The sequence below is a fragment of the Terribacillus sp. FSL K6-0262 genome (assembly GCF_037977385.1).
Lineage (GTDB): Bacteria > Bacillota > Bacilli > Bacillales > Amphibacillaceae > Terribacillus.
Genome location: NZ_CP150277.1, coordinates 408,894 through 430,922 on the forward strand (window position 1 = coordinate 408,894; position 22,029 = coordinate 430,922).

22 protein-coding genes and 1 riboswitch are annotated in these 22,029 nt (G+C 44.8%); of the genes, 4 read left to right on the forward strand and 18 right to left on the reverse strand.

The genetic code is table 11. The features are described 5' to 3' along the window. Positions 1 to 10: 10 nt before the first annotated feature. The 12 genes from MHI54_RS02070 to MHI54_RS02125 all read right to left on the reverse strand — a co-directional run bounded on the left by MHI54_RS02070 (position 11) and on the right by MHI54_RS02125 (position 14,567). Positions 11 to 817 (reverse strand): hypothetical protein, encoded by an 807-nt coding sequence (locus MHI54_RS02070; protein WP_095214510.1) that lies wholly within the window; start codon positions 815 to 817, stop codon positions 11 to 13. Between the two features lie 16 nt (positions 818 to 833). Then, positions 834 to 2,324, reverse strand: a complete 1,491-nt coding sequence (locus tag MHI54_RS02075) for a T7SS effector LXG polymorphic toxin (protein WP_340082202.1) — start codon at positions 2,322 to 2,324, stop codon at positions 834 to 836. 42 nt (positions 2,325 to 2,366) lie between these two features. Then, positions 2,367 to 2,636: a TIGR04197 family type VII secretion effector gene (locus tag MHI54_RS02080; protein ID WP_095214508.1), complete on the reverse strand. Its 270-nt coding sequence runs from the start codon at positions 2,634 to 2,636 to the stop codon at positions 2,367 to 2,369. 4 nt (positions 2,637 to 2,640) lie between these two features. Further along, entirely contained in the window at positions 2,641 to 3,060 is a 420-nt protein-coding gene (locus MHI54_RS02085) for a DUF5082 family protein (protein WP_340082203.1), read from the reverse strand. 13 nt (positions 3,061 to 3,073) lie between these two features. Beyond that, on the reverse strand, positions 3,074 to 7,507 hold the full coding sequence (essC, locus tag MHI54_RS02090; protein WP_095214506.1) for a type VII secretion protein EssC: 4,434 nt from the start codon (positions 7,505 to 7,507) through the stop codon (positions 3,074 to 3,076). A 45-nt stretch (positions 7,508 to 7,552) separates the two neighbouring features. After that, a complete protein-coding gene (gene essB / locus MHI54_RS02095) occupies positions 7,553 to 8,797 on the reverse strand; it encodes a type VII secretion protein EssB (RefSeq protein WP_095214505.1) in 1,245 nt (414 codons plus the stop codon). Positions 8,798 to 8,840: 43 nt separating this feature from the next. Next, positions 8,841 to 9,095: an EsaB/YukD family protein gene (locus MHI54_RS02100; protein WP_095214504.1), complete on the reverse strand. Its 255-nt coding sequence runs from the start codon at positions 9,093 to 9,095 to the stop codon at positions 8,841 to 8,843. A 10-nt stretch (positions 9,096 to 9,105) separates the two neighbouring features. Then, entirely contained in the window at positions 9,106 to 9,606 is a 501-nt protein-coding gene (essA, locus tag MHI54_RS02105; RefSeq protein WP_340082204.1) for a type VII secretion protein EssA, read from the reverse strand. After that, positions 9,581 to 13,117, reverse strand: a complete 3,537-nt coding sequence (gene esaA / locus MHI54_RS02110) for a type VII secretion protein EsaA (protein ID WP_340082205.1) — start codon at positions 13,115 to 13,117, stop codon at positions 9,581 to 9,583. Before esaA ends, essA begins: the two co-directional genes overlap by 26 nt. 158 nt (positions 13,118 to 13,275) lie before the next feature. Continuing rightward, positions 13,276 to 13,569 carry a WXG100 family type VII secretion target gene (locus MHI54_RS02115; RefSeq protein ID WP_095214501.1) on the reverse strand — a complete coding sequence of 98 codons (294 nt, stop codon included), beginning with the start codon at positions 13,567 to 13,569 and terminating at the stop codon, positions 13,276 to 13,278. 348 nt (positions 13,570 to 13,917) lie between these two features. Then, positions 13,918 to 14,232, reverse strand: a complete 315-nt coding sequence (locus tag MHI54_RS02120) for a multidrug efflux SMR transporter (protein ID WP_095214500.1) — start codon at positions 14,230 to 14,232, stop codon at positions 13,918 to 13,920. Continuing rightward, positions 14,232 to 14,567: a multidrug efflux SMR transporter gene (locus tag MHI54_RS02125; RefSeq protein ID WP_095214499.1), complete on the reverse strand. Its 336-nt coding sequence runs from the start codon at positions 14,565 to 14,567 to the stop codon at positions 14,232 to 14,234. The genes MHI54_RS02120 and MHI54_RS02125 overlap by 1 nt, the downstream gene beginning before the upstream one ends. A gap of 37 nt (positions 14,568 to 14,604) precedes the next feature. Beyond that, positions 14,605 to 14,701: riboswitch (guanidine-I (ykkC/yxkD leader) on the reverse strand. Positions 14,702 to 14,798: 97 nt separating this feature from the next. Here MHI54_RS02125 and MHI54_RS02130 point away from each other — a divergent pair. Together MHI54_RS02130 and MHI54_RS02135 are read left to right on the forward strand one after the other, a co-directional pair. Beyond that, complete coding sequence (locus MHI54_RS02130; RefSeq protein WP_340082206.1) at positions 14,799 to 15,572, forward strand: arylamine N-acetyltransferase; 774 nt, start codon at positions 14,799 to 14,801, stop codon at positions 15,570 to 15,572. Between the two features lie 231 nt (positions 15,573 to 15,803). Then, positions 15,804 to 16,847, forward strand: a complete 1,044-nt coding sequence (locus MHI54_RS02135; protein WP_095214497.1) for a nitronate monooxygenase — start codon at positions 15,804 to 15,806, stop codon at positions 16,845 to 16,847. Between the two features lie 303 nt (positions 16,848 to 17,150). Here MHI54_RS02135 and MHI54_RS02140 read toward each other — a convergent pair whose 3' ends face one another. From MHI54_RS02140 to MHI54_RS02160, 5 genes are all read right to left on the reverse strand, one after another. Next, positions 17,151 to 17,444: a putative quinol monooxygenase gene (locus MHI54_RS02140; protein ID WP_095214496.1), complete on the reverse strand. Its 294-nt coding sequence runs from the start codon at positions 17,442 to 17,444 to the stop codon at positions 17,151 to 17,153. Positions 17,445 to 17,457: 13 nt separating this feature from the next. Beyond that, positions 17,458 to 18,096: a nitroreductase family protein gene (locus MHI54_RS02145; RefSeq protein WP_095214495.1), complete on the reverse strand. Its 639-nt coding sequence runs from the start codon at positions 18,094 to 18,096 to the stop codon at positions 17,458 to 17,460. Further along, the gene (locus MHI54_RS02150) at positions 18,093 to 18,548 is read right to left on the reverse strand and encodes a MarR family transcriptional regulator (RefSeq protein WP_095214494.1); all 456 of its coding nucleotides are present in this window, start codon (positions 18,546 to 18,548) and stop codon (positions 18,093 to 18,095) included. The genes MHI54_RS02145 and MHI54_RS02150 overlap by 4 nt, the downstream gene beginning before the upstream one ends. 115 nt (positions 18,549 to 18,663) lie before the next feature. Next, positions 18,664 to 19,488, reverse strand: coding sequence for an SDR family oxidoreductase (locus MHI54_RS02155; protein WP_340082207.1), 825 nt, complete (start codon positions 19,486 to 19,488; stop codon positions 18,664 to 18,666). A 129-nt stretch (positions 19,489 to 19,617) separates the two neighbouring features. Next, positions 19,618 to 20,232: a cell wall hydrolase gene (locus MHI54_RS02160; RefSeq protein ID WP_158221452.1), complete on the reverse strand. Its 615-nt coding sequence runs from the start codon at positions 20,230 to 20,232 to the stop codon at positions 19,618 to 19,620. Between the two features lie 218 nt (positions 20,233 to 20,450). On the opposite strand from MHI54_RS02160, the gene MHI54_RS02165 reads away from it, so the two are divergent. Both MHI54_RS02165 and MHI54_RS02170 read left to right on the forward strand, forming a co-directional pair. Next, positions 20,451 to 20,720, forward strand: coding sequence for a hypothetical protein (locus MHI54_RS02165; RefSeq protein WP_095214491.1), 270 nt, complete (start codon positions 20,451 to 20,453; stop codon positions 20,718 to 20,720). 73 nt (positions 20,721 to 20,793) lie between these two features. Next, positions 20,794 to 20,949 carry a DUF4021 domain-containing protein gene (locus MHI54_RS02170; RefSeq protein ID WP_143594450.1) on the forward strand — a complete coding sequence of 52 codons (156 nt, stop codon included), beginning with the start codon at positions 20,794 to 20,796 and terminating at the stop codon, positions 20,947 to 20,949. Between the two features lie 622 nt (positions 20,950 to 21,571). Here the strand turns inward: MHI54_RS02170 and MHI54_RS02175 are convergent. After that, entirely contained in the window at positions 21,572 to 21,994 is a 423-nt protein-coding gene (locus MHI54_RS02175) for a DUF2513 domain-containing protein (RefSeq protein WP_095214489.1), read from the reverse strand. Positions 21,995 to 22,029 lie beyond the last annotated feature (35 nt).

The window sequence follows — 22,029 nt, forward strand, 5'->3', positions numbered from 1 at the left end:
CCTAATTTTCTTACCTAATCTTATATGCCTTCTTTTTCTTCTTTTTTGGGGTTTTAAATCCGAATGGTTTTAAATTCCCTTTACGATTGTGATTAAAGCTTTCATAACGAATCTTACAATATAAAATTACCAGCTGCTCTGGCAGTACAAATAGCATTGTCATATAGATAAGGATACAGAGCGTCCCCATAATGAAGATATCGAAATTCGCTATAGGAATAATCCTGAATAAGTATTGAATTATAAATACTGCACCAACACCTATAGCTATAAAGACAGGTAAATGACCTCTGACGAAATCTTCCCACTTCTTTCTCACTTTGTCTTTACGGCTATCAGCTCTGTATTCTCCTCGCTTTAGAAGTAGAAATAAACGAACGCTAGTTACTACAAAAACTAACCCTCCAGCAAACAAAGCCAATCTAGTTATCATAAGTAAATTATTTTGTGAAATCCCGTATACATTCCCAAATGCAAACAACGCAAATAAAAGCGGAAAAGCCCCAAACAAATTTTGAGAAACAATTATAGAAATGAAATATTGAATCTTTTCGTAACGTTTATAGAAGAACGGCAATCCAAAAACCAACCCAAAAAGACTTAATACAATTGTTATGTATAGATGCGCCTTGTAAATGTCCTCTTTATTTGGATAGATAGAGTATTCGAATACTACGACGTACACAAGCAAAAATAATATAGCATTAAGAAAGATTGAGACAATCAGTACGGCTCCAAGAGATGATATACTTTGACGTGTTTCAAGTGAATTTCTTAGAGCCCAGAAGTCCATCTCCTCTAAATTTCGTCTTCCCATATTTACTTACCTCCTGCTACTTAAACCACCCTTTAAATTTATGAAAACCATCCTTAACCATCCCGGTTAGAGATTTTCCTTTTTTCCATTCCTTGCTAATAGCCCAGTTTGCTACAACTCCAAGACCTACCCCTATCGCAGTCCCGACACCTGGAATTGGGATAAACGCAGTACCTGCAGCTGTAAATGCAGCTTGAACACCAGTACTTATGGCAGTGTCTATAGCAGTATCTTCTGCAGCTCTTACATGCGCCTCGGTTCCTTTTAGACCATCTTTCTTAGCATCATTATAATTACTGTAGTAACCAAGACCGACTCCCAGAGGTGCTATTGCTTTTCCGGCTGTCTTTGACATACCTTTAGCAGTATCATCCAAATCACTCACTAATGATTTTACATTAAAAGTATCTTTTATCCCGCCTTTAAATCCATTACTCCAGTCTTGTTTAAAGGATTCAAATTTTTCTCCGAAGGATGCTTTCTTTTTCCAACCATTAAGCGATGGATATTTCTCCACCACAGGCTTACCTGTAGTAGACCATATATGCTTACCTGTTTTTTTATCATAATACATTAACGTTGCTTTCTGTTTATACTTTACTCTCGTGTCATAACTCCAGTGCTTTTTTGCTATACCGGACTTTTTATGTTTCAGTTGCTGCCTCGCATGATAATCCGGTTCTACCCCTAGCTTTTTTAAAGCTTCTTCTGAAGCATAGATACGGTAAATTGGTTTGCCCGTAGTTTTATCAACTGATCGCGATACTGTTAATCCTAAATCTTTTGCCGCCTGCATTACAGGCTTATTGGTTGTATATCCAGATACAGCATCCTTGATATAGGTAATATTTGTGGTTGCCTTGTTTAGAGCAGCCATGACATTAGCTAATGATGAATCAGCGCCAGTTTCAAAACGATCAGTCCCGGATTTCTTCCCCGCCTCCGTCATTGCGTTACCTATTTGATCGATCACTTTAGCTAAATTATCGATGTCTCCATAGTTTGAGGAATGATAACTTTCCAGGTTATCATTTATAGTCTTTACAACCTCTTCCGACTTTTCTTTCTGGGTGGTCGCTTCCTTAAGCTGTGGTTTATCCACATTACAAATATCCAGAAGTCCGTCAATTGTTTTATGGATGGAAGATTCACTTGTTTCCAGTTTAGCATGTTGAGTGTCTACTTCTTGACAAGTTTCTACCAGATAATCATTCTCAATGATAGCAGCTTTATCTGTATCCACGACAGTAGCAAAAGTCTCTATATGATTGGTTAGATTCACCTCTAATTCTTCCCATAAATCCTGAAACAATTTTATAGTCAGTCCATGTACATTGGTAAAATAACTTTTTGCATTAGCAGCTGCTCTCCCCCTAAAGGAATCCATCTTTGTAATTTTGTCGATATCTGAATTTATTCGCTCCAGAACCTCTGTAATATTACTTGAAATATTGGCTAAGTCCTCCGAAAAGCGGCTAACCTCACGCATGTCCACTTTATTTCCCATTAATTAATCCCCCATGAACAATTTATTCAGCGGACGGTTGTATCATTTCTTTCCTAGCTGCTCGTCAGTGTCCCGTATTGTTTCTCCTACCTCTTTCAATGTTTGGATATCCTGGGCAAGTAATGTCTTATATTTATCCAAAAGTTCAATAGCTTTGACCATTTGTTCTAGATCTTTCGTAAAAGGGGAAATATTTGTTTTTTCAAGGATATAACTTTTATGCTGGCTAAAAAGCAATGCTTCCGCCGAAGCTTTCAGACTGCTGACATTGGTCTCGAAAACTTCCATATTAATTGCTACTTCTTTCCCCATAAACTCACTCCTTCTTCATTTCCAGCTTTATCCGACCTTCTAAACTGCTCAAAGATACAGACAGCTTCTCTGCACCTGCCAGACAGTTAGCACGGTTCGCTTCGCAGCGGACTATTTCATCATCAATTGCTTCTTTTGCTTGCTTCGTTTTTTTTACAAAGAGCTGTATTTGTTCTTGGTATTCTGCATAAGCGTCAGAGAATCGAGTTTCCTCTTTCCCCTTCCAGCGCTTTTTATCAATTTCGTGCGTGTCAATTTTATTTTTATCTGCTTCGAGTGTAGTAATATCTGCCTGAAGAAGGTTAGAAGCCTCCTGGAGGCGATTAATTTTATCGCCCCATCTGTTGGCTTGGCTTCTTGCATCACTGATTCCATTTAGCAAGGATTGCTTACGTGATTGCAAAATGCTCAGATTCTTACTCAAGGATAAGCTCCTCCTATTCCGGAATTTTCACCTTCACATGCTGGTGATCCATCGCGACATAGCATTCATACGGTTCAGGATATTTCTCCTGGCGGATGAATGGCTGCTTGAAGAGGTCCTGATCGCCAAGGCGCATGCCGACAAGGCCAAAGATGGCCTGGCTGCGCAGATACTTCGGTACTTGTTCGTAGCTGGTGCCAAGATAATTGTAGACACTGCAAATAATGAAGTAGATGCCGGCTTTGGCTCCCCGTTCCATCATGAGTGTCGCTTCTTCGAGTGTGAGTCCGGCACGTTCGGTGAAGTCCTGCAGATCCGCAACCTGGACAAGCCACATAGGTTCCGTGATACCTTCTGCGTTGCGCTGCTTGATTTCGTGGATGATTTCATTTTTTATCGTGGCGACTCCAATGCTGTCGGAAACGTATGCATGCATATCTTTTCCGATACCAGCAAAATCCTGATCCTCCGTATCGATCAGCATGGTTTGATAGACATCTTTCAATAAGGTCATATTCTTTGCCACCGAGTTGATCATGCGATCCAGTCTGTCCTTTCGATCGCTGATGACAGTCAAATGATCATATAGGGCCGGATTGTAGGCAACAGGCAATACTTCCTCGAAATCCAGTCCAAGCGGTACTTTCTTTTCTTCCACGATCCGTTTCGTACGGCGCTGCTCCTTGAACTGCTGGAAGTCGACGACGCCTTCTGGCATCATCGGGATGGCATCCGGATAATCACCATCCCACGCTTCATTCATATCATTGGCCAAATCTTGGATCCGATCGAGGATTTCCAATACTTCCTGACCGTGTTCAGGCAGCATTGTCTGGAATAGTGCCGGATCCTCGATTTTCATAAGGCCCCGCCCTGGTATCTCTTCGATTTCGATGTCGGTCCGGCCGACAATCGATCTTGCTTCGTTGGAATCAATCAAGTACAGCGCGATTTGGGTCTTGATATTGGACAGCAGCGGCATTCGCATTGCACTCTGACGGCCGGCACTGATGATCAGATGGATCCCGATGCTGGCACCTTCACGAGCAATCTGCGTGATGACTTTTTCGAAATCATCATTGAAATCACTGTCCCTGACAGATTCATAGTTATCGATCACAAGGCAAATATTCGGTACTGTTTCGCCGCTTGCTTTTTCGAACAGCTCTATGTTGGCTACGCCAAATTGACTAAGCTTTTGTTTACGCTGCCTCATGACATCTGCAAGCATGCGGGTTAGTTTCCCCACCTTTTCCACCTGGTCGATAAGGAAGGTATCTGCCACATGCGGCAGGTTTTTCAATGGAAGCAGACCGTTCGTGCCAAAATCAAGCAGGTATACATGCAAATGCTCTGGATTATGCTGCTTTACCAAATCGATGACGACAGTCTGCAGGAACGTGGACTTGCCGTAGCCTGGGCTTGAGAATACGGCGATATGACCGTCCTTCGATAAGTTCAAAGTCAGTGGGATTTGCTGCTGCAATTCCGGCTGGTCGAGCAGGCCGATCATTGGCTCAAGAGGCTTTTTCGGTTCTTTCCATGCATCCCGGAATGCCACTGGATGCAGTTCCGGTCCATAAATCTTCTCCGGCAGGGGCGGCAGCCATGGACGTGCCAATGGTTCGATCTGCTGCTCCTCCGTGTAATCGGCGATATGGTCAATGATTGCGTCAAGCTCTGATGGTATCTTCTCGATGGACTCCTTCTGCTCGAGTCCGCTTAAATCTTCCGTCAGAATATCGTATTGTCCTAAATCATTGATACTGTAAATAGTAAGATCCACATGATCTTCATTGTTTTTGTCCGGTACATAATCCGCGCCGCTCCATGCGCTTTGGAACAATTCATAGATTTCATTGTTCCCGACTTGCAGATACGCCCGGCCTGGCAGGGTGATTTCCGCTGCATCAGGTGTTTTGATGATTTCATTCGAATCGCTGGCATTCTGCACCTTCAATGCCAATTTGAATTTGGAGTTAGACCAGATTTGATCATCCACAACCCCGCTTGGTTTCTGTGTTGCCAGGATCAAATGAATTCCCAATGAACGGCCGATCCGAGCCGTCGATACAAGCTCCTTCATAAAATCAGGCTGCTCTGATTTCAATTCGGCGAACTCATCCGAAATCAGGAATAAATGCGGCATTGGTTCTTCCACTTTTCCTTGCTTGAACAGCTTCTGATATTGGTTGATATGATTTACATCATGCTCCCCGAACAAACGCTGCCGTTTCTGCAGCTCCGCTTTAATGGAAGCCAAGGCCCGCTTTGATTGAGCACGATCCAAGTTGGTGATCGTCCCCATCAAATGTGGAAGCCTGCGGAACAGATTCGCCATACCTCCGCCCTTATAATCGATCAGGAGGAAGGCCACCTCATATGGATGGAAGTTTACCGCAAGCGAGAGAATATAGGATTGGATGATTTCCGATTTACCAGATCCCGTCGTACCCGCCACCAATCCGTGCGGTCCATGCGCTTTCTCATGGAGGTTAAGCTGGACAATATCCTCTTTCCCCCGCAGTCCAAGCGGCACGGCGAGTGTCTTATATGTCTCATTGGAGCGCCAGCGAGCTTGGATTGCCAGCTCTTCGACTTTTTCCACTCCGTACATTTCCAGGAAGGTCACTTGTTCCGGGATGGAGTTCTTCAGGTTTTGCAAATGATTCAGCGGTGCCAATGCCCGGGAAACAGTTTCTTTATCGAAATCCTTCGGGAAATGATCCGGCTGGAATGCTTTATTGACGAGCTCCCCTTCTTCCAGGATGATCTTTCCGTCGCTGCTGTCACGGATATCGATGACAGTCTTCACATGCTCCGGCAATGCACGCATGACATCCTGGACGAAGACGAGCGATACACCATATTGGCTCGGATCTTCATTGAAGAATTCCATGATGGTATGATCCAGTATCAGTTTCTCATCGGTGATCAGCACGACGTAATGAGGGGAGAAATAAATCTTCTCATTGGAATTGCTTTTTTCATCGACCTGCAGCTTCCGCTCTTTCAGCACTTGATAGAGGCTGTGAAGTACCTGATCACGCGAACGTTCATGATAGATGAAGCCGCGGACGTTGATATCACGCACACTTGCATGCGGCAGCCAGCGCATCCAATCCCATTCTTCCTTCTCTTCTTCCGGGAAAATCGTCACGAACTGCAGATCATGATAGCTGTGGAATAATGCTAGTTGCATGACCAATAGCTGAAGCTGTTCCAGCACGAGCCTGCGCTGTCCTATATATCCGACAGGTCCCTTCATTAAAGAAGTGACGACCGGGACATCATGCAATTCCTTGAACTGCTCGAGCAAATGCCTCGCTTCATCCATCAAGTCATCCTGATCCTGGGTGAATTCCTCTTCGTTGAATGAAATCTCGAAGCTGGTGTCCACACGTCCCAATCCCGTCCGGAAATTCAGGAAATCATGATGATAGATTGTCTTTTCATAGATTCGCGCTTCCGTGGCAGCTGCCATTTCCGATATCCTCTGTACATCAGGGTAATGGTAATGCAGCGCATGTCTCTGTTCCTCACTCGCATGATAAAGTTCCTTCGTTTTACGCTTCAGGTATTTTTTGTACGTTTCTTCCCTATGCTTCATATCCGCTTTGTATTTCCGTACATTCTTCACATAAGACGTGATCGAAAATATAACCGTCACAATTGTGGCGAGCACCATTACGATAATGAAAATCCCTCGCGGCTGAATCAGGGAAATTGCAACCAAAGCCGCAATCATGACAAGCGGCGGTACGATATTCCTCGCCAATTGCTCACTCGGTTTACTTGGTTTGCTGGCTGGTTTTGCAATCGTCCGTTTCTCTTCCGGTTCCCGGTAAATGATACGCGGTGAACGATGATAGTCCGGATACTCCCCTGCGTAGGGTTTCTCCTGGCCGATCAGTTCCATGAATGACGCTTCCATCTTCCCATCGGATAGGATTTCAATCGCATCTCCATATACTGTCAGCAAGACACCATCAGCAAATAAAATATCTCCGTCCTCGACCGCTGCGTCATCTTTCAGGAGCTGATAGTTATGGTAGACATTCCCGCTTCGTACATCCAAACGGAAATCGGATTCTCCTTCATCCCGCAAAAGGACGAAATCAGCATTCCAATCCGCTTTGCGTATATCATCATAGGCAGCCGCGCCAAATGTGATCGTTTGCTGGCCGGCAATATCAAACACGTTGGCTTTGTCAGCGTCAAGCAAATGAAGATGCAGTTCCCCTATTTGCTTTGCAGTGCGAATCTCTTCCTGCTCATAGGTTAATCTCCGGCCATCCCATTCCAGTACTGATTCCGCTGTCAGCCCGCTTACAGTCACCTGATCTTTGCGCTTGCTCCCAATAGTCAGCCTTTGAGCTGATCGTTCCGGCAAATGGCATTTATGCAGTTTATCTTTATAAGCTACAAGCAGTATTTTATGCGCCATCTTTCCTTCTTCCTCTCTGTGCACTCCATCCATCGCTGATAGACATCATTTCTCTTCTTGGTCATTTTTTTCTTCTTTTGCGTTCTGCTGTTCTCCTGAAGCTGATTCTTGATCGGATTCCTCACCTAAAGGATCTAAATCATATTCCTCCACCAACTGATCCAGCTGATTTTGAAGCTCCTCCACTTGACTGTCCCGATCCGTCCCGGAAAGGTCAGGATTGTTTTTCACTTGTTCGATTTTCTTGATCAATCCGTAAATGATCAGCTGCGGATCATCGAGATATTTGGCTTTATCCAAAGAAGTATCCAATTCACCACGTCCATTGTAGATCCAATAAAGCAAGTAATCCTGGTCACTTTTCAGTGTGACATTCTTCAATATCGATTCTTTTTCCTCATCCGATAATGCTTCCACCTGGATATAGGAATACGCCAGTGCATATTTTGTCTGGCTCGGAAGCTTTTCCGGATCCTCTTCTGCCAATGTCGAAATGACTTTGTTATAGTTGTCTGCCAGGAACTCCCCATGGGCATCCAATTGCTTATCCTGGAATGGTTCCTTGATCAGGGCAAAGTACACGAGCGGGACAGCAAGCAAAACACTGAGGGTGATCATGATGATCGACAAACGCTTATACAATCGGAACCGTTTCGCCGGTACAAAGCTCATCGTCTTATCTGTTTTATTCTGTTCCTTTGTGTAATTTTCCAGAAGGAAGCGCCTCAATGCTTCGATCGATTCAAGCTTTTGGATGCCCTTCTCAAAATCGGACTCATTCGCATTCTCCAGGGAGCCATGATAAAGCTGATCGAATGTGTACTTCTTGGAAAACATGGCGATGCACATGCATTTATATTGTTTAAGGAATGTCTCTGACTGCATATCGAATGGGGGTGCGATATGACGGACACCGCGATGGATCACCTGCGGCATCAAGTTCTCATCAAATACGAGATTGTCAGGATGAAGGAAAAAAGTGATCCGACTTGATAGGAATTGCTCCAGCTTGCCAATATTGCTCAAAACGCGCAGCTTATCATTTTGGCGCAGCTTCTGGATGTCGGACCACTTTTTACGATCGGGATGGATGGTATAGATGAATTCAAAAGTATCCTCCTGTTCCTGTATCTCCATAGGTGCAAACAGGTCGGAAGGCTGTTGCATCAAGTGCAGCTGCCGGATATCCTTCACCGAGGTTTGTGATACTGGAAGCGTTATATGGACTGCTTGCTTTTCCTGCTTCAGCGTATATGTAATATTATCCAATTCCATTTTTTTCTCATTCATGTTTTGCTGGCTCCTTCACAATTAGCACAGACGGCTTGATAGATTACAAGACTACAAGTATATCGCCATCTGTCACCGGATAGTCTCTTAGGTAGTCATCATCCGCCAGGACAAGGTGCTTGGTTATGATTTTAATCGTCGAATAGGTATCACTTTGATCCAAATGCAATGTATCCATCACATGATGGAGCAGCTGCTTCACCGTCAGCTGAGTGGGAATGCGCAAATCATACACAGAACCTTCCCCGAAGATATGCTGAAAGTCCATCGTGACATTGATATGTTTCGTATTGACCATCGTCCTTCTCCTAATCCAATAGTTTTCGCATCAGCATATATAGGCCGATACATAATGCAAGTGCAATTCCGATCAGGAATACTAATACACCATTTCCTGAATCCTTTTCAGGCTCATCTGCTTCATTTTGACCGTTCGCTGCTTCAAAGACATAATCTGCAGTGAACAATGTTTTCTGCACTTCTTCCAAAGGGGATTTTTGATGGAGTTCAAGTGTAAAGACTCTATCCTGCAAAGCTTCTGCTTGTTCCCTTTTCGTTTCAGCTTTTTGCCGGATTTCATCTGTCGTTTCGCCATTGAACAATCCCGGGAACACTTTTTCCTTTTCTGTTTCCTTCAAATCTGTTTTCACATCTTCTTTTTGGATACGGTCGATTTGCAATTGAAGGCCACCGCGTTCACTTTCCTCTTCACCAGAATGAGTTTCTGCTGATGCTTCGATAGGCAGAAGCATCAGCAGAAAGATGGTGAATATGAACGCCAAATCAACCCACTTCCGTTTGGTCGTCATCGGCATTATCTACTCCTTTTTCCGATTGGCTGAGCACCAATAGGTTGGCCAGGGCCCCTGCCGCAGCTGCGATTACCAATACAAAGATCGCAACGACGTAGTTGACCGAGCCTTCTACAATACGAAGCATGAATGTTTCCATGTACTGCAGAGGAGAAAACTTCTCGATTGTCGGGAACGCTGTGCTTGCTGTCCCGATTGCATCTGTAAAGAACAGATACAGACTGAAAATCGCAAGCAGGATGAACATACCGATCATCTTCACCTGCCGCAGCAAGTACGTCGCCACCAGCAGCATCGCCATGATGAGCAGGGCCATGACAGCAGTCAATTGCAGCTTATTCAGATCGTCAATCGGCAAATAGTAGCTCGAAACGATCCCGATGACGATACCTTCCAGCAATCCGATACCTGCTGTGATGACAGTGATCGGGGCATTTTGTATCATCAGTGATGTATCTGCTGCGAATTGGTCGTCTTGCTTGCGTCTCATATGCAAGGTTGAGATGACATAAGCCGTAAAGAGGACGACGATGAAACTGATCAGCACTAGATAGTAAGGTGTGAAAATTGTTTTACCTTGCGCTGCAATCGTACCCTCATTGCTTGTTTGAACAGGATTGGAAAGGAAGTCATAGAGATTCTCATTCTGCCTGTCGCCAACCCGGCTGTTTGCCAGCACTTCGGTGAAGTTCTCGGCGAAGTCCTGATCATTGGACAATTTGTCTGTCAGATTGGAAGCAAGCTGTTCTGCATCACTCACTATGTCAGTGCCGCTCTGCTCGATTTCCCTTGCTTGTGTATCGATATTCTCGAAGGTCTCATAGACTTGATCAGCCGTGTCCGTGTTGCTTTGCGCTTGCTGGGCTAACGTCTGACTCGAAGTCAGCAGCGGCTGGAATTCGCTGCCCAAAGTAAGCACGGCTTCCTGTTCACCTTGTGCATTTGTCTGAATCTCTTCCTGCTCCTCCAGCAGTCCAAGTGCTTGTTCACGCCAAGCAGCGACATCCTCCAATGTCTGGCTCACATTCTCATTCAAGACAGCCGCTTGCTCCGTTGCAGCGGCAACCTGGCTGGTCAGTGTATCAGCATCTGCAATGGCCTGCTGTACTTTTGTTTGGTAATTACCAACCTTCTGACGGAATGCTTCTGCAGGTGTGCGAAGCTGTTCCGTTACGCTGCCGGTGATTTGGCTTGTCATGTAGTCTGCGAGCAAGTCCTTGATGTCTTTTTTGTTGAACAGGTAATACAGGGAGTCTTTGTCAGCTAGATCCCTCAGGTTGCCAGAACCAAAATCATCAGGCAGACTGTGCAGACCAAAGCCAAAGTAGCTCTCATATTGCGAGCCTAGTTCCTGATAGGCAGAAATGGTATTGGTCACTGTATGGATCAATGTCTCTGTCGTATCATCCAAGTCCTCCACCGGCGTACTGATTTCGTGCCGGATGGTATGGTCTTTGATATAAAGCTTCTCTGGCTCTTCAGGTTTTTCTTCTTCACCCGGTTCTTCTTCTTCCGGCTTATCATCATCCGGCTGGTCGGCGGAATCATCAGGCGTGCCTGGTTCCATCGTATCATCAGGGTTTTCCGTATCATTCCCCCCCTGATTATCTTCTTGATCATCTGCCGGGGGATCAGTTGGCGTTTCTGCATTTTCATCCGGCTCAGTTCCACCCCCAGGCGAAGTTCCCCCGCCGTCTGATGGTGTTTCCTCTGCCGGAAGCTCTTCTTCCGTTTTACCTTCCTCAGGTGCTTGATCGCCGTTGTTCACTTGTGTGGTTGCAAGCAGATTGCCTGCTGCAGGTGTATAAGCTAATTCATCTGGTTTATCGACATCTTCTAAATCCTTTTGTTCTAACGTCCAGCTCCACGCAATCGGTTTATATACATCAAAGCTTCCTTCATCCTTTTTCAATGTAAGGCTGACTTTGAATTCACCTTCACGGTTTGCTGGCAGTTTCACTTCTCCGTCCACCAGGGATCCCGTATAGCCTTGTTCTTCTTCCCCAGGAAGCTGGATGCCCAAATATTCAACAGAGAAGCCTTTCGGGACTTCCAGACGGAAAATCTGACCTTCTTTTTTATTTTCAGGAATGTGAACAGTATCCGTTACCTGGACACCTTCTTTGGTCAGTTTTTCATTCAATCTCTCAAACTCATCTTTCAACGTCGGAGAGGGGTCCCGATCAATATTCACGGGCTTGAAATCACTTTGATATTTTTTCGTCATTCGAATGACATTACCGATCTCATCCACAGTACTTTCCGGTAATCCTACATCCTGAAAGTCCTCAATCTCCAAAGATGGCAGTTTTCCGATTGCATGGTTGATCCTGTTCCGAGCGACTTGATTGGGGTCTTCGAACAGCATGTTGATGTTCAAGTTCTGGTCTTCGGCCAGCTCTTTATCAATCGTATTCCTGATTCTGTCTTCGATTTTAGCCCGGAATTTTTCATTGCTTTCTGTCAGATATGCATCAATATCCTGCTGAAGGGAAGCGACTCTTTCAGAGGAATCCTGCAGCTGTCGCTGTAGGGAAACGGAACCAGAATAGATATTTGTTGTATTAAGAGGGGTTGCCGGCTGGCGCATGATCGAATCGGCGGCATTTTGCTGGGCTGCAGCAAACTGACGGTTGATTGCTTCATTCGTTGAAACCAGCTGATCCAGGCGCTGATCCACTTCCCCTGCAGTCAATCCCTGACTGAATTGATTGATTTGATCCTGGAAGCTTAGTAGATTCGTATTATTTGCTTCCTTTATATTCATCACTTCATCCAAGCTGCTGACGAAGTCTTCTCCCAATTGACTTTCATCGGCAAGCTGTTCCTCGTAGGAATTCAATAACTCCCCAAAGCTTGTAAAACTATCCTTGGATACTTCGGTATTTTCCCTTACCATACCGAATTGGTCGGTGTATCCGGACAACGGCTGGAATATATCGGAGTTATAAGCGTTCGTATATACTGCTTGGCGGTTGACCATTTGACCGATATTGTCCTGCGCGTTCTGCAGATTGCCTATGATGCTGGCGAAATAGACATCGATGATCCTTCTGTTAAAATCATTCAGTATATCACTTGCCGTTTTCTCCGCCTGTTCTTTCATACGCGGATTCTCGGATGCATTGATCTTATACTGCAGCACGACCTGTTCCGGTGCTTCCGCCGTTATATTCAGCGATTTCTCCGAAAAGTCGTTAGGAATCACGATCATCATATCGTATGTATTATTCTTCAAACCGCTTTCCGCGACTCCGCGACTTACGACAAACCACTCATTGTCATCACTTTCACTGACAGAATTGACAAAGGCATCCCCAAATGCCAGTTCGGTTCCATTCAAAGTGGCTCCCTGGTCTTCATTGACAAGTGCCACTGACATATTCTGTGTCTGGGGCTGTTCAGCTGTCTTGGTCGTTTCCTGATGTAAAGTTAAGTAAGACAATCCAGATGCCAGCAGTACGATCAGTACCAAAAATAATATCCATCTCTTATCGAACTTCTTCAATATACACTCAACTCCTGGTGTCTCCTGTTTACGTAATATATCGTCCTACGTGCGTGACTGCCTAGCTCTTTTGAACAGTAATCGGGCCACATAACGCATGCGTCATGCAGCCCACCCTGTCGTGTAATGCGACGGTCAAACAGCAGCCGGATGGATGCTTATCTGAATCCGAAGTTTTGTGATAATGCTTCGTCTTGCTCTTGTACTGCCTGAGCTGTTTTCTCAAGCTGCTGCTGGATATCAAGCATAAGCTGTGAGAACTCCTTGACTTTTGGCTGCAGCTGTACGAATTGATCATCAAAGCGATCGAATGCTCTACCTTCCCACTCTGAACGAAGTTGCACTTGCAATGCAGATAGTTCAGAAAGAATGTGATCGATCTGTGAAGAACTATTACCATATTTTTTTGCATGGGCTTGTAACTGCTCCGGGGTCATACGAATTTGTCCCATTTGCTCAGCTCCTAATTAAGTTTTTTACAGAAGGTTGTAGCACTGCCAGTAAATGTATACCCAGTACCTTCTCAAATAAATCCTAAAGAAAGCACTATTCAAAGTCAACGGAGGATGAAATGATTACCAGAAATTGAGCGTTAAGTCCTGATTCCGCCCAGGATTATAACCCCATACAGCAATAAGAAATGATTTCGAACCATTATAAAAGTCTTATAAACTGGAATTTTGATGTTTTATGGAGAAATAAGACAAATAATGATATTTTACATTTTTTTCATCAAATTATATGCTGGCAAATTCAATTTCAAATACAAAAAAGAGGTGTATCCGCACACCCCTTTCCTCTTAAGCTATTAATTTCAACCCTACTGCCGAAGCAAGTATCATCGCAATACAAACAAGTCTCTTCCAATCCTTTGATTCCTGAAAGAAAAGCATTCCGACGATTGCTCCTCCGGCAGTTCCTATGCCGGTCCAGATAGCATAAGCCGTCCCCATCGGAAGGTAGGACATACTGTAGGACAAACAGCCAAAGCTCCCGGCAAAGCCGAGGATGAACAAAGCTATATTCGCAAAACTCGGTTTCTCATTGAGTTTATTGATCATCGTGACTCCCAGCACTTCGAACAAACCAGCTACAATCAGCACAATCCAAGCCATCAGGCACCCTCCTCCTGATTATTCCCGGTCACAAGCTTAAGCCCGATCACACCGGCCAGCAGAACTGCAATCAATAATACCTTGACCAGCTTGAACGGCTCACCGAAGAACAGCATATCCACAATCACCGTTCCGGTCGATCCGATGCCGACGAATACCGCATATACCGTACCGACAGGCATATGCTTGCTTGCCCGCAGCATCAAATAAAAGCTCAGCAGGATACAAATGATCGTCCCTGCCCATTCGATTGCATTATTTGCGTGCTTTAAGCCGATGACCCATAATACTTCGATCAGACCAGCCAGCACGACACTGAGCCATTGTTTTGTCATCTTGATTCCTCCAATCAAAAAAGCCCGGGAGATAGCAATCTCCCAGGCTTTTGTCCCTCCGTGTCACAGCGATGCTGTGCGTTTTCTCTCGGACCAGACCAGCTAGCTGCTGCGGAACCCTAGAAAACTATTTCCCATATTTACACTCAGGTCATTATAAAGGATGGAAAAACACGATGCAAGCAATTAATTATAGGAGTATTTATAATGGTTAAGTCAGGAGGAATCACAATGCAAACATTCAAAACCTTATTCCAGCGGCGCATCAAGCTGAATGAAGCCCCCTCATTCAGCACGCTGCCGGTCCTGCTACAAAAATTTGCCCAGGAAATTCCGTTTGAGAACTTACGGATCATCGAACAGCGGCAAAGTCATCTATCGAAAGAAGGACTGCAGGAGAAAATACTTATCCAAAGCGAAGGCGGTGTCTGTTATGAACTGAACACCCTTTTATATCATTATTTAAAAGAAGGCGGATGGGATGTCACGCTGCTGTCTGCTTGTATATTTGACCAGAAAAGGAATGATTGGAGCATCACAGGCAATACCCATGCAACGATACTACTGGAACATGATGGCGAAAAATATATAGTGGATGCTGGATTTGGTGCGAATATACCTTTATCCCCAGTACCACTGGCAGGAAATGCCGTGGAAACTGCCAATGGACAATTCCGTATTGAGCGTGCAATGGAAAATTATATACTGGAACTGAAATTAGCGGATCGCGATGAGGATTGGCGCATAGGTTATCGGTTTTCACCAGCAGATACCATCACCGATTTGGCAGAACTGCAGCATATGCAGCAAATTATCGAGACGCATCCCGATTCCCCTTTCAACAAAGGCAAGCTGCTCACAAAACGGATCAACGAAGGCCTTTACGTTCTGACACCTTCTTCCTTTACAGAATGGCAAAACGGCGTCCCTTCGAAGCGACAGATAGATGAAGAAGAATATTACGAGCTGCTGCAAACGACATTTAACATGGAGAGGCCGCTGTAAATGCAGCCTCTGTTCAAGAAGCCCATCTAGGTGAGGCTTTCAACTCCGTACTGCTATATACATTGTTCCGAACAGCTTTCACTCGAACTAGGAAAAAGCGTTATAATGAAAACAAGTACATGCCAGCCCATCTATTTCTTTTGGCAAAACAAGAATTGTCAAGCTGTCGGTTTCAATTGAAAATGAAATTCGGGAAGTTTAATTCTTAACTTATATGGGAGGGGATTATGCATGAATGATTTCATGGAAGCGTTCTCGTTGACAAAGCCTATCATTCAGGCGCCAATGGCTGGCGGCATTGTCAAACCGCGTCTCGCAGCAGCTGTTTCCAATTATGGTGCATTAGGAAGCCTGGCTTCAGGATATCTTACACCCGGGACCTTGGAAGAGCAAATCAAGGAAATGTTTGAACTGACGGAGGGCTCTTTTCAGGTTAATTTATTCGTGCCATCCGACAATGGAATTCCTCATGATGAAGATGTACTGCGATGGAAACAGAATGTTCCACTAGGTGAGAAAGCAAGTCCTTTTACAAGGATCCAGGAAGAATGGGATGACTTTTATGCAAAAGTTGAATTGATACTGGAAAATGGGGTCAAATATTGTTCATTTACTTTTGATCTTCCTCCTGAAGATGCTGTCAAGGAGCTGAAAAAAGCTGGCTGCCGCTTGATCGGGACAGCTTCATCGGTCAAAGAAGCAATCTTGATGGAAGAATGCGGCATGGATGCTGTTGTGCTTCAAGGTAGTGAAGCCGGCGGGCACCGGGGAGCCTTCTTAAAAACGAAAGGCGATCCTGGTATAGGTTTAATGGCTTTGATTCCGCAGGCTGCAGATGCAATCAATATCCCAGTCATTGCTGCTGGCGGAATCACGGACCATAGAGGTGTGAATGCAGCATTGACATTGGGTGCCAAGAGTGTACAAGTAGGGACGGCTTTCTTGACTTGTCACGAAAGCAATGCGCATCCTGCATACAAACAAAAAATACTCGCAGAAAAGGAAACCGCTACAAGATTGACCAAACTTTTTTCGGGAAAAGAAGCCCGGGGCATTGTGAATAACTGGATGGAAGATAAGAAACTTGATGAACAAAGAGTCCTCCCTTATCCTTATCAAAATACAATCACGAAGCCCATGCGACAGCAAGCTGCTCTGGAGGATGACCCGGAGCAAATGTCATTATGGGCCGGCCAGGGCATTCGGTCCCTAAATAAGGAAACTTCCGTAAAAGAACTTTTAGATAAGCTTTGCCAGGAGAATATCAGAGTTTAAGTTGAAGAAATAGACAGCTTCTTATATAAAAAGGTGCCTGCAATTACAATCCTTTAGCCATCCATTCGATGAACGCATTGATTATGAGGGGGGCAAAGCTCTAAAAAAAAGAAAGAGGCTGGGACATAACTAATTCCCCAGTACTTAAAACCGAATCTTATTCTTGAGCGCCGCTTCGGTAAAACACTCCGCTAGGATAGATAACTAATCAAAAAACCGAACTTATGCAAATTTTCGTATGAAGATTTGCAATATAGTTCGGTTTTTTGTTTGGCTAAAACACTTTTATCCCAGCCTCTTTCTTTAATTCAATTTCTCGCCTTGATAAACATCTGCTGCCAATGGTGCGCTGAGCATTTCCTGGGCAGCTTTGCTGAATTTTTGGAAGTGGCTGCTGGCATTATGTGCTTGCACAGCCTCCATGTCCTTCCAATTTTCCACCATGATAAAGCTGTTTGCATCTTTTGGATCTTGGAACAGATCATAGCTGTTATTGCCAGCTTCGGCACGGCTTCCTTCCATGACTGCTTCGATTTCCTGAAGGAATTCTTCTTTTTTCTCTGGTTTCACTGACATTCTAGCGTGGATGATGATCATTGTTTCTCTCTCCTTATTTCCATTCTGTGATTTGTTCTACCGGCATTCGGTAGGATTTGTAGCCTGCATCTGCCGCTTTTCCGATGGAAATCAGCATGACAGGAACATATCGATTTTTATCCAAATCGAATGCTTCGGCGATTTGGTCCTTCTCAAACCCGCCAATCGGATTTGTATCGTAACCATATGCTTTCGCAGTCAGCATGATCTGCATGGACACCAAACCGCCATCGATAAGGATTGTTTCCCGATTTTGCTGTTCCGTGATACCGGAAAGCAGATTACGGATCGAGATTACTTGCTGATCTTTGACCTCCTGCGGCATCATACCATGTTCCACCGCTTTTCCATAGATTTCTTCCAGGTAGTCAAGATTATTCATATCCGCAAAAACAGCGATTACTGCAGCGGAGGTTTTGACCTGCTGCTGATTGAATCTGGCAAGCGGAGCAAGCTTCGCTTTTGCTTCCGGAGTCTCAATGACCACAAAGCGCCACGGCTGCAGATTAACGGAAGAAGGAGCTTTTGTTGCTGCTGTTAGTATTTCGGTCATTTCTTCCTTGCTGATTTTAACTTCTTCGTCATAAAGACGGATGGAACGGCGGTCCTGCACGATTTGCAGGAAGGCCTCTTTATCATATATGTGGTTCATTCATTTTCTCCTCCCAGCTGATTCTTTGTGACACGTGAGACATTTTCACTTACTTTGCTCAGCATGCGCAGGAATTGAGCCAGTTCTTCTTCCGAAAAGCCCGATAGCGTTTCTTCCACGAACTTGCTCTTTTCCTGATAGGATTGCTCGATGTGCCGCTTTGCTTCATCCTCCAGCTTCACCCATGTAGCACGCTGATCATCTGCTTTTTTATAGCGGATGATCGTCCCGGCCGCTTCAAGCTGCTTTAGATGTCTTGTGACAGCTGCAGCATCGATATTCACTTCCCTTTGCAGTGCTGACTGGGTGACCTCCTCATGCTGCAACAGATAATGAAGGATCTCCACACGTGAGGTGCTGGCTCCTAAGCAAGCCTCGAACTTCGAACAGAGCTCCTTGTTCACTGCCTGCAGCTGCAGGAAAATTTGTAGACGGATAGAACAAGCAGTCATCGGCTTATCTCCTTTGTAAAATATTTGACGCGTCAATAATTGACACATCAATCATATACCTTGCCAATCTTCCTGTCAAACGACCTGCACAAAAAAGAGCAGGGATCCCCCGCTCTTATTGCGTCGTTTCCTTCCAGCTGTCATCCATCACCATTTTACCTGGCCATGTATAAGCTGTCAGCCCGCCATCGACGATCAAGTCTTGCCCTGTGATATAGGAGCTGTCGTCCGACGCAAGGAATAAGACAGCTTTGGCTATTTCTTCTGGAGCACCTAATCTTCCCATCGGAGCAAGCCATTTATTTGATTCACGGAATGCTTTCCCCTGCTCCTCTTCCTGCGTCCCTGTCAGTTCATCGATCAATGGCGTCTCGATTGTACCGGGAGAAACGGAATTCGCCCGGATGCCTTGCCTGCCGTAATCTATCGCGGTGGCTTTCGTGAAGTTGATGATGCCGCCTTTGGCTGCATTATAGCCTGACCTGTCCAGATCAGCGAAGCTTCCGCTCATCGAGGCATTGTTGACGATTGCGCCTTTTTTGTTTTCCAGCATCAGCGGGAGGAGGAACTTGCTCATCAGGAAGGTTCCCCGCAAATCTGTCTTCTGGATGCTGTCGAATAACTCAATCGGGTACTCATGTACCTTACCGCCTTCTTGATCGATGCCGGCATTATTGAAAAGCACATCCACCCTTCCGTATTTTTCCTTCACTTGATCAGCGAATCGCTGCACGCTATTTTCATCGGAAACATCTATTTCAAATGCTTCTGCATTCCCTCCGGCAGCTTGAATCGATTCTATCAGATCCTTCAATGCTTCTTCCTTGATATCTGCAGCCAGTACAGTAGCCCCTTCTTCAGCGAATAGGGAAGCAGTGGCTCTGCCAATACCAGTGGCTCCGCCTGTCACAACTGCAATTTGATTATCCAGCTTACCCAATGCTGACAACTCCTTCCTGTATCCTTCCCTAATCTTTTTCCGGACAGGAAAGATGTAAAACATGCTTTTCGTCGGAGATATCGGCAAATAATCAAAAGGATTGTGTAGCTTTGGATGAGCCTGTCCATCTTAACGATAGAAAACATGGTTGCCGATTTGTTTCACTTGCACCTGTGTTTCGGCTATCCAGTTTGTCGTGGCGGTTTTGGGATTCATGAACCAGACAATATCCTGCATATCATCCCTTCGCACAAGTGCATCAGCCACTGCTTGTACCGTTTCATCAGTCGGATGGCTCTCCCAGATAACACCAGAGCTTACAGGCTGAAACTGTCCTTCCTGCATGATCACATCATGAATGCTGTCAGGAAATTCATCACTCTCCATACGATTGAGTACGACGGTGGCCACTGCTACTTTACCTATATAGTCCTCTCCGCTTGTTTCAGCTTGGACCAATTTTTGGAGCAGCTCTATTTCTTCGGCAGTATATTGTTTCTGTTCGATGACCGCTTCGGACAAGTGTGCAGAATGCTGATCATCTCTATCAGATAAAACGCTGGAATGAGGGCCTTTCACGGAATGAGTGTCCTTTTCAGGCAGCACGGGCTGTGTCCTTGCATCTGCAAAGACCTTGGCAGGATTGTCATCCTGGTTCAGATTATGGAATGGTAAGTATAGAACGAGACAAAGGTTGCTGACAAAGAAGAAAATCAATAATGAAAGCGTAAGAAGTTTCTGCATAATCCAGTCCTTTTCTGCGTCATATAAGTACATGATCAACTTAATACCCAGTCATCCAGTCTTACAAACATGGACATATCATCACTAGTGTATGAACCTTTTTGCGAATTAGTCCTGTAAATGACTTTCTTTCCTGGAAAACTTTCCTCCTGTGCCGGATACTTGCCCATCCTCACTTGGACTTTCATGCATACTGTGAAGGAATAGGAGGAATGTTGATGAGCTACACTTATTATTTGCATCCATATGGACAATCGACTTATACAGCAGACTATCGAACGAACCAAGAGGACCAGAGATTCGGATTTGCTTTTATCCCGTTCATTGGCGGGCTGGCTGGCGGACTTCTTGGCAGTGCTTTGATCAGTGGTCCTGGATATGGTTATAAATATGGATACAACACACCTTATCCGGTGCCATATCCTGTTCCTTATCCATATCCGGCACCTTATCCGTACAATTATTATTATTCCCCCCAACAGCGTTAAAATAGAGGGACAGCCTGTCTGTCCTTACATAATTACCGGCAGGAGTGCCACACTATCGGCAGGAGGTGGATATATGAAGCAAAAACAAAATAATTCAGATCAGCGTGATAAAGCAGCTGAAGCTATCGGGCTGGATCAGGATGAGCAAGTGATGAATGGTGATTATGGTCATCCGGAAACTGAATTTGAAAATAATGCCGCCCGCAAACAAAACAAAACACAGCTCTAGAAGAGCTGTGTTTTGTCATATCAAATGAATTTGGAAGCTATATAAGTCACGACCAGCCATACTGCCAGGGCAATGACAATCCCGAGCATGAATCCTTTGATGAATGTAGACCGACTGCGCACAATCTGCACCTCTTTTGCTTTTTACCTATAGTCTGTACTTATACGCCTGTTTTTATGAGTGCGCAGTCCACTCCTTATTTCTTAACCGCTGCAGTTCTCTTGGCATCTTGCTTTTGTCCTGTCTGCCGCTGTTTCTGATAATCCTCCCGGAATTTATCTTTTGCTGCGGAAAAGATGCAGAGCATGCCCAACCCTCCCATTATTTTGATACTTTTGTTTTGCCAGGTTGTTCGAAAATAAAACTTCTTTTTTCCCGGAAAATTCATATCAAGAATCACCTTTTTTGCGGTGAAGATCATCTGTTATTGGTGCACATGATAACGAGTACGGATGTGTCGGAAGTCTTCACCACACCTTTCCCTCAGGTTGTATGCTTGTCGATATCTTCTGCGTGAGAGGCAATCCCTTTTTCTGGTCCTATCATATGATCCAGGGGGAAAATACATGCTTTTTAAAGATAAATTTGATTATAAGAGCATAAGGGTATGATTTCCTCATTTCTATTCAGATGCATAGTATGACTCTGCTGCTTTCGCCGCCTGCTTCCGCAATACGGAAAATGGCATACTGCCTCTTTCCCGCTTCAGCTTAACGAGCAGCTGCTGCCAAATTGCCTCTTCCCTGATGCTGTCCAGCAGCTCATGCCCCTCCCAGGTTAATCCGTAGATGAGCAGTTCTTCTTCCTCTTCTTCCTCATCGAATACAGTTTCCAGCTTGATGAGCTTCGCTTCCTTCATCAGCTGCAGATGATAATTCATTTCTTCCTCGGAATACTCATCCTCCTCCGTCACTTCCAGTGCAAAACCTCCTTCTGTGTATTCCGCCTCGATATCAAGCAGGAGACTCCTGATAATGGACATATCCCGTTTCAACGGCATCACCTCTATCTCATTATTTCTGTCTCCATTTTTATTTTCCTTCAAAGAAAATGGACTCCCTCGATCCGGGAGTCCATTTT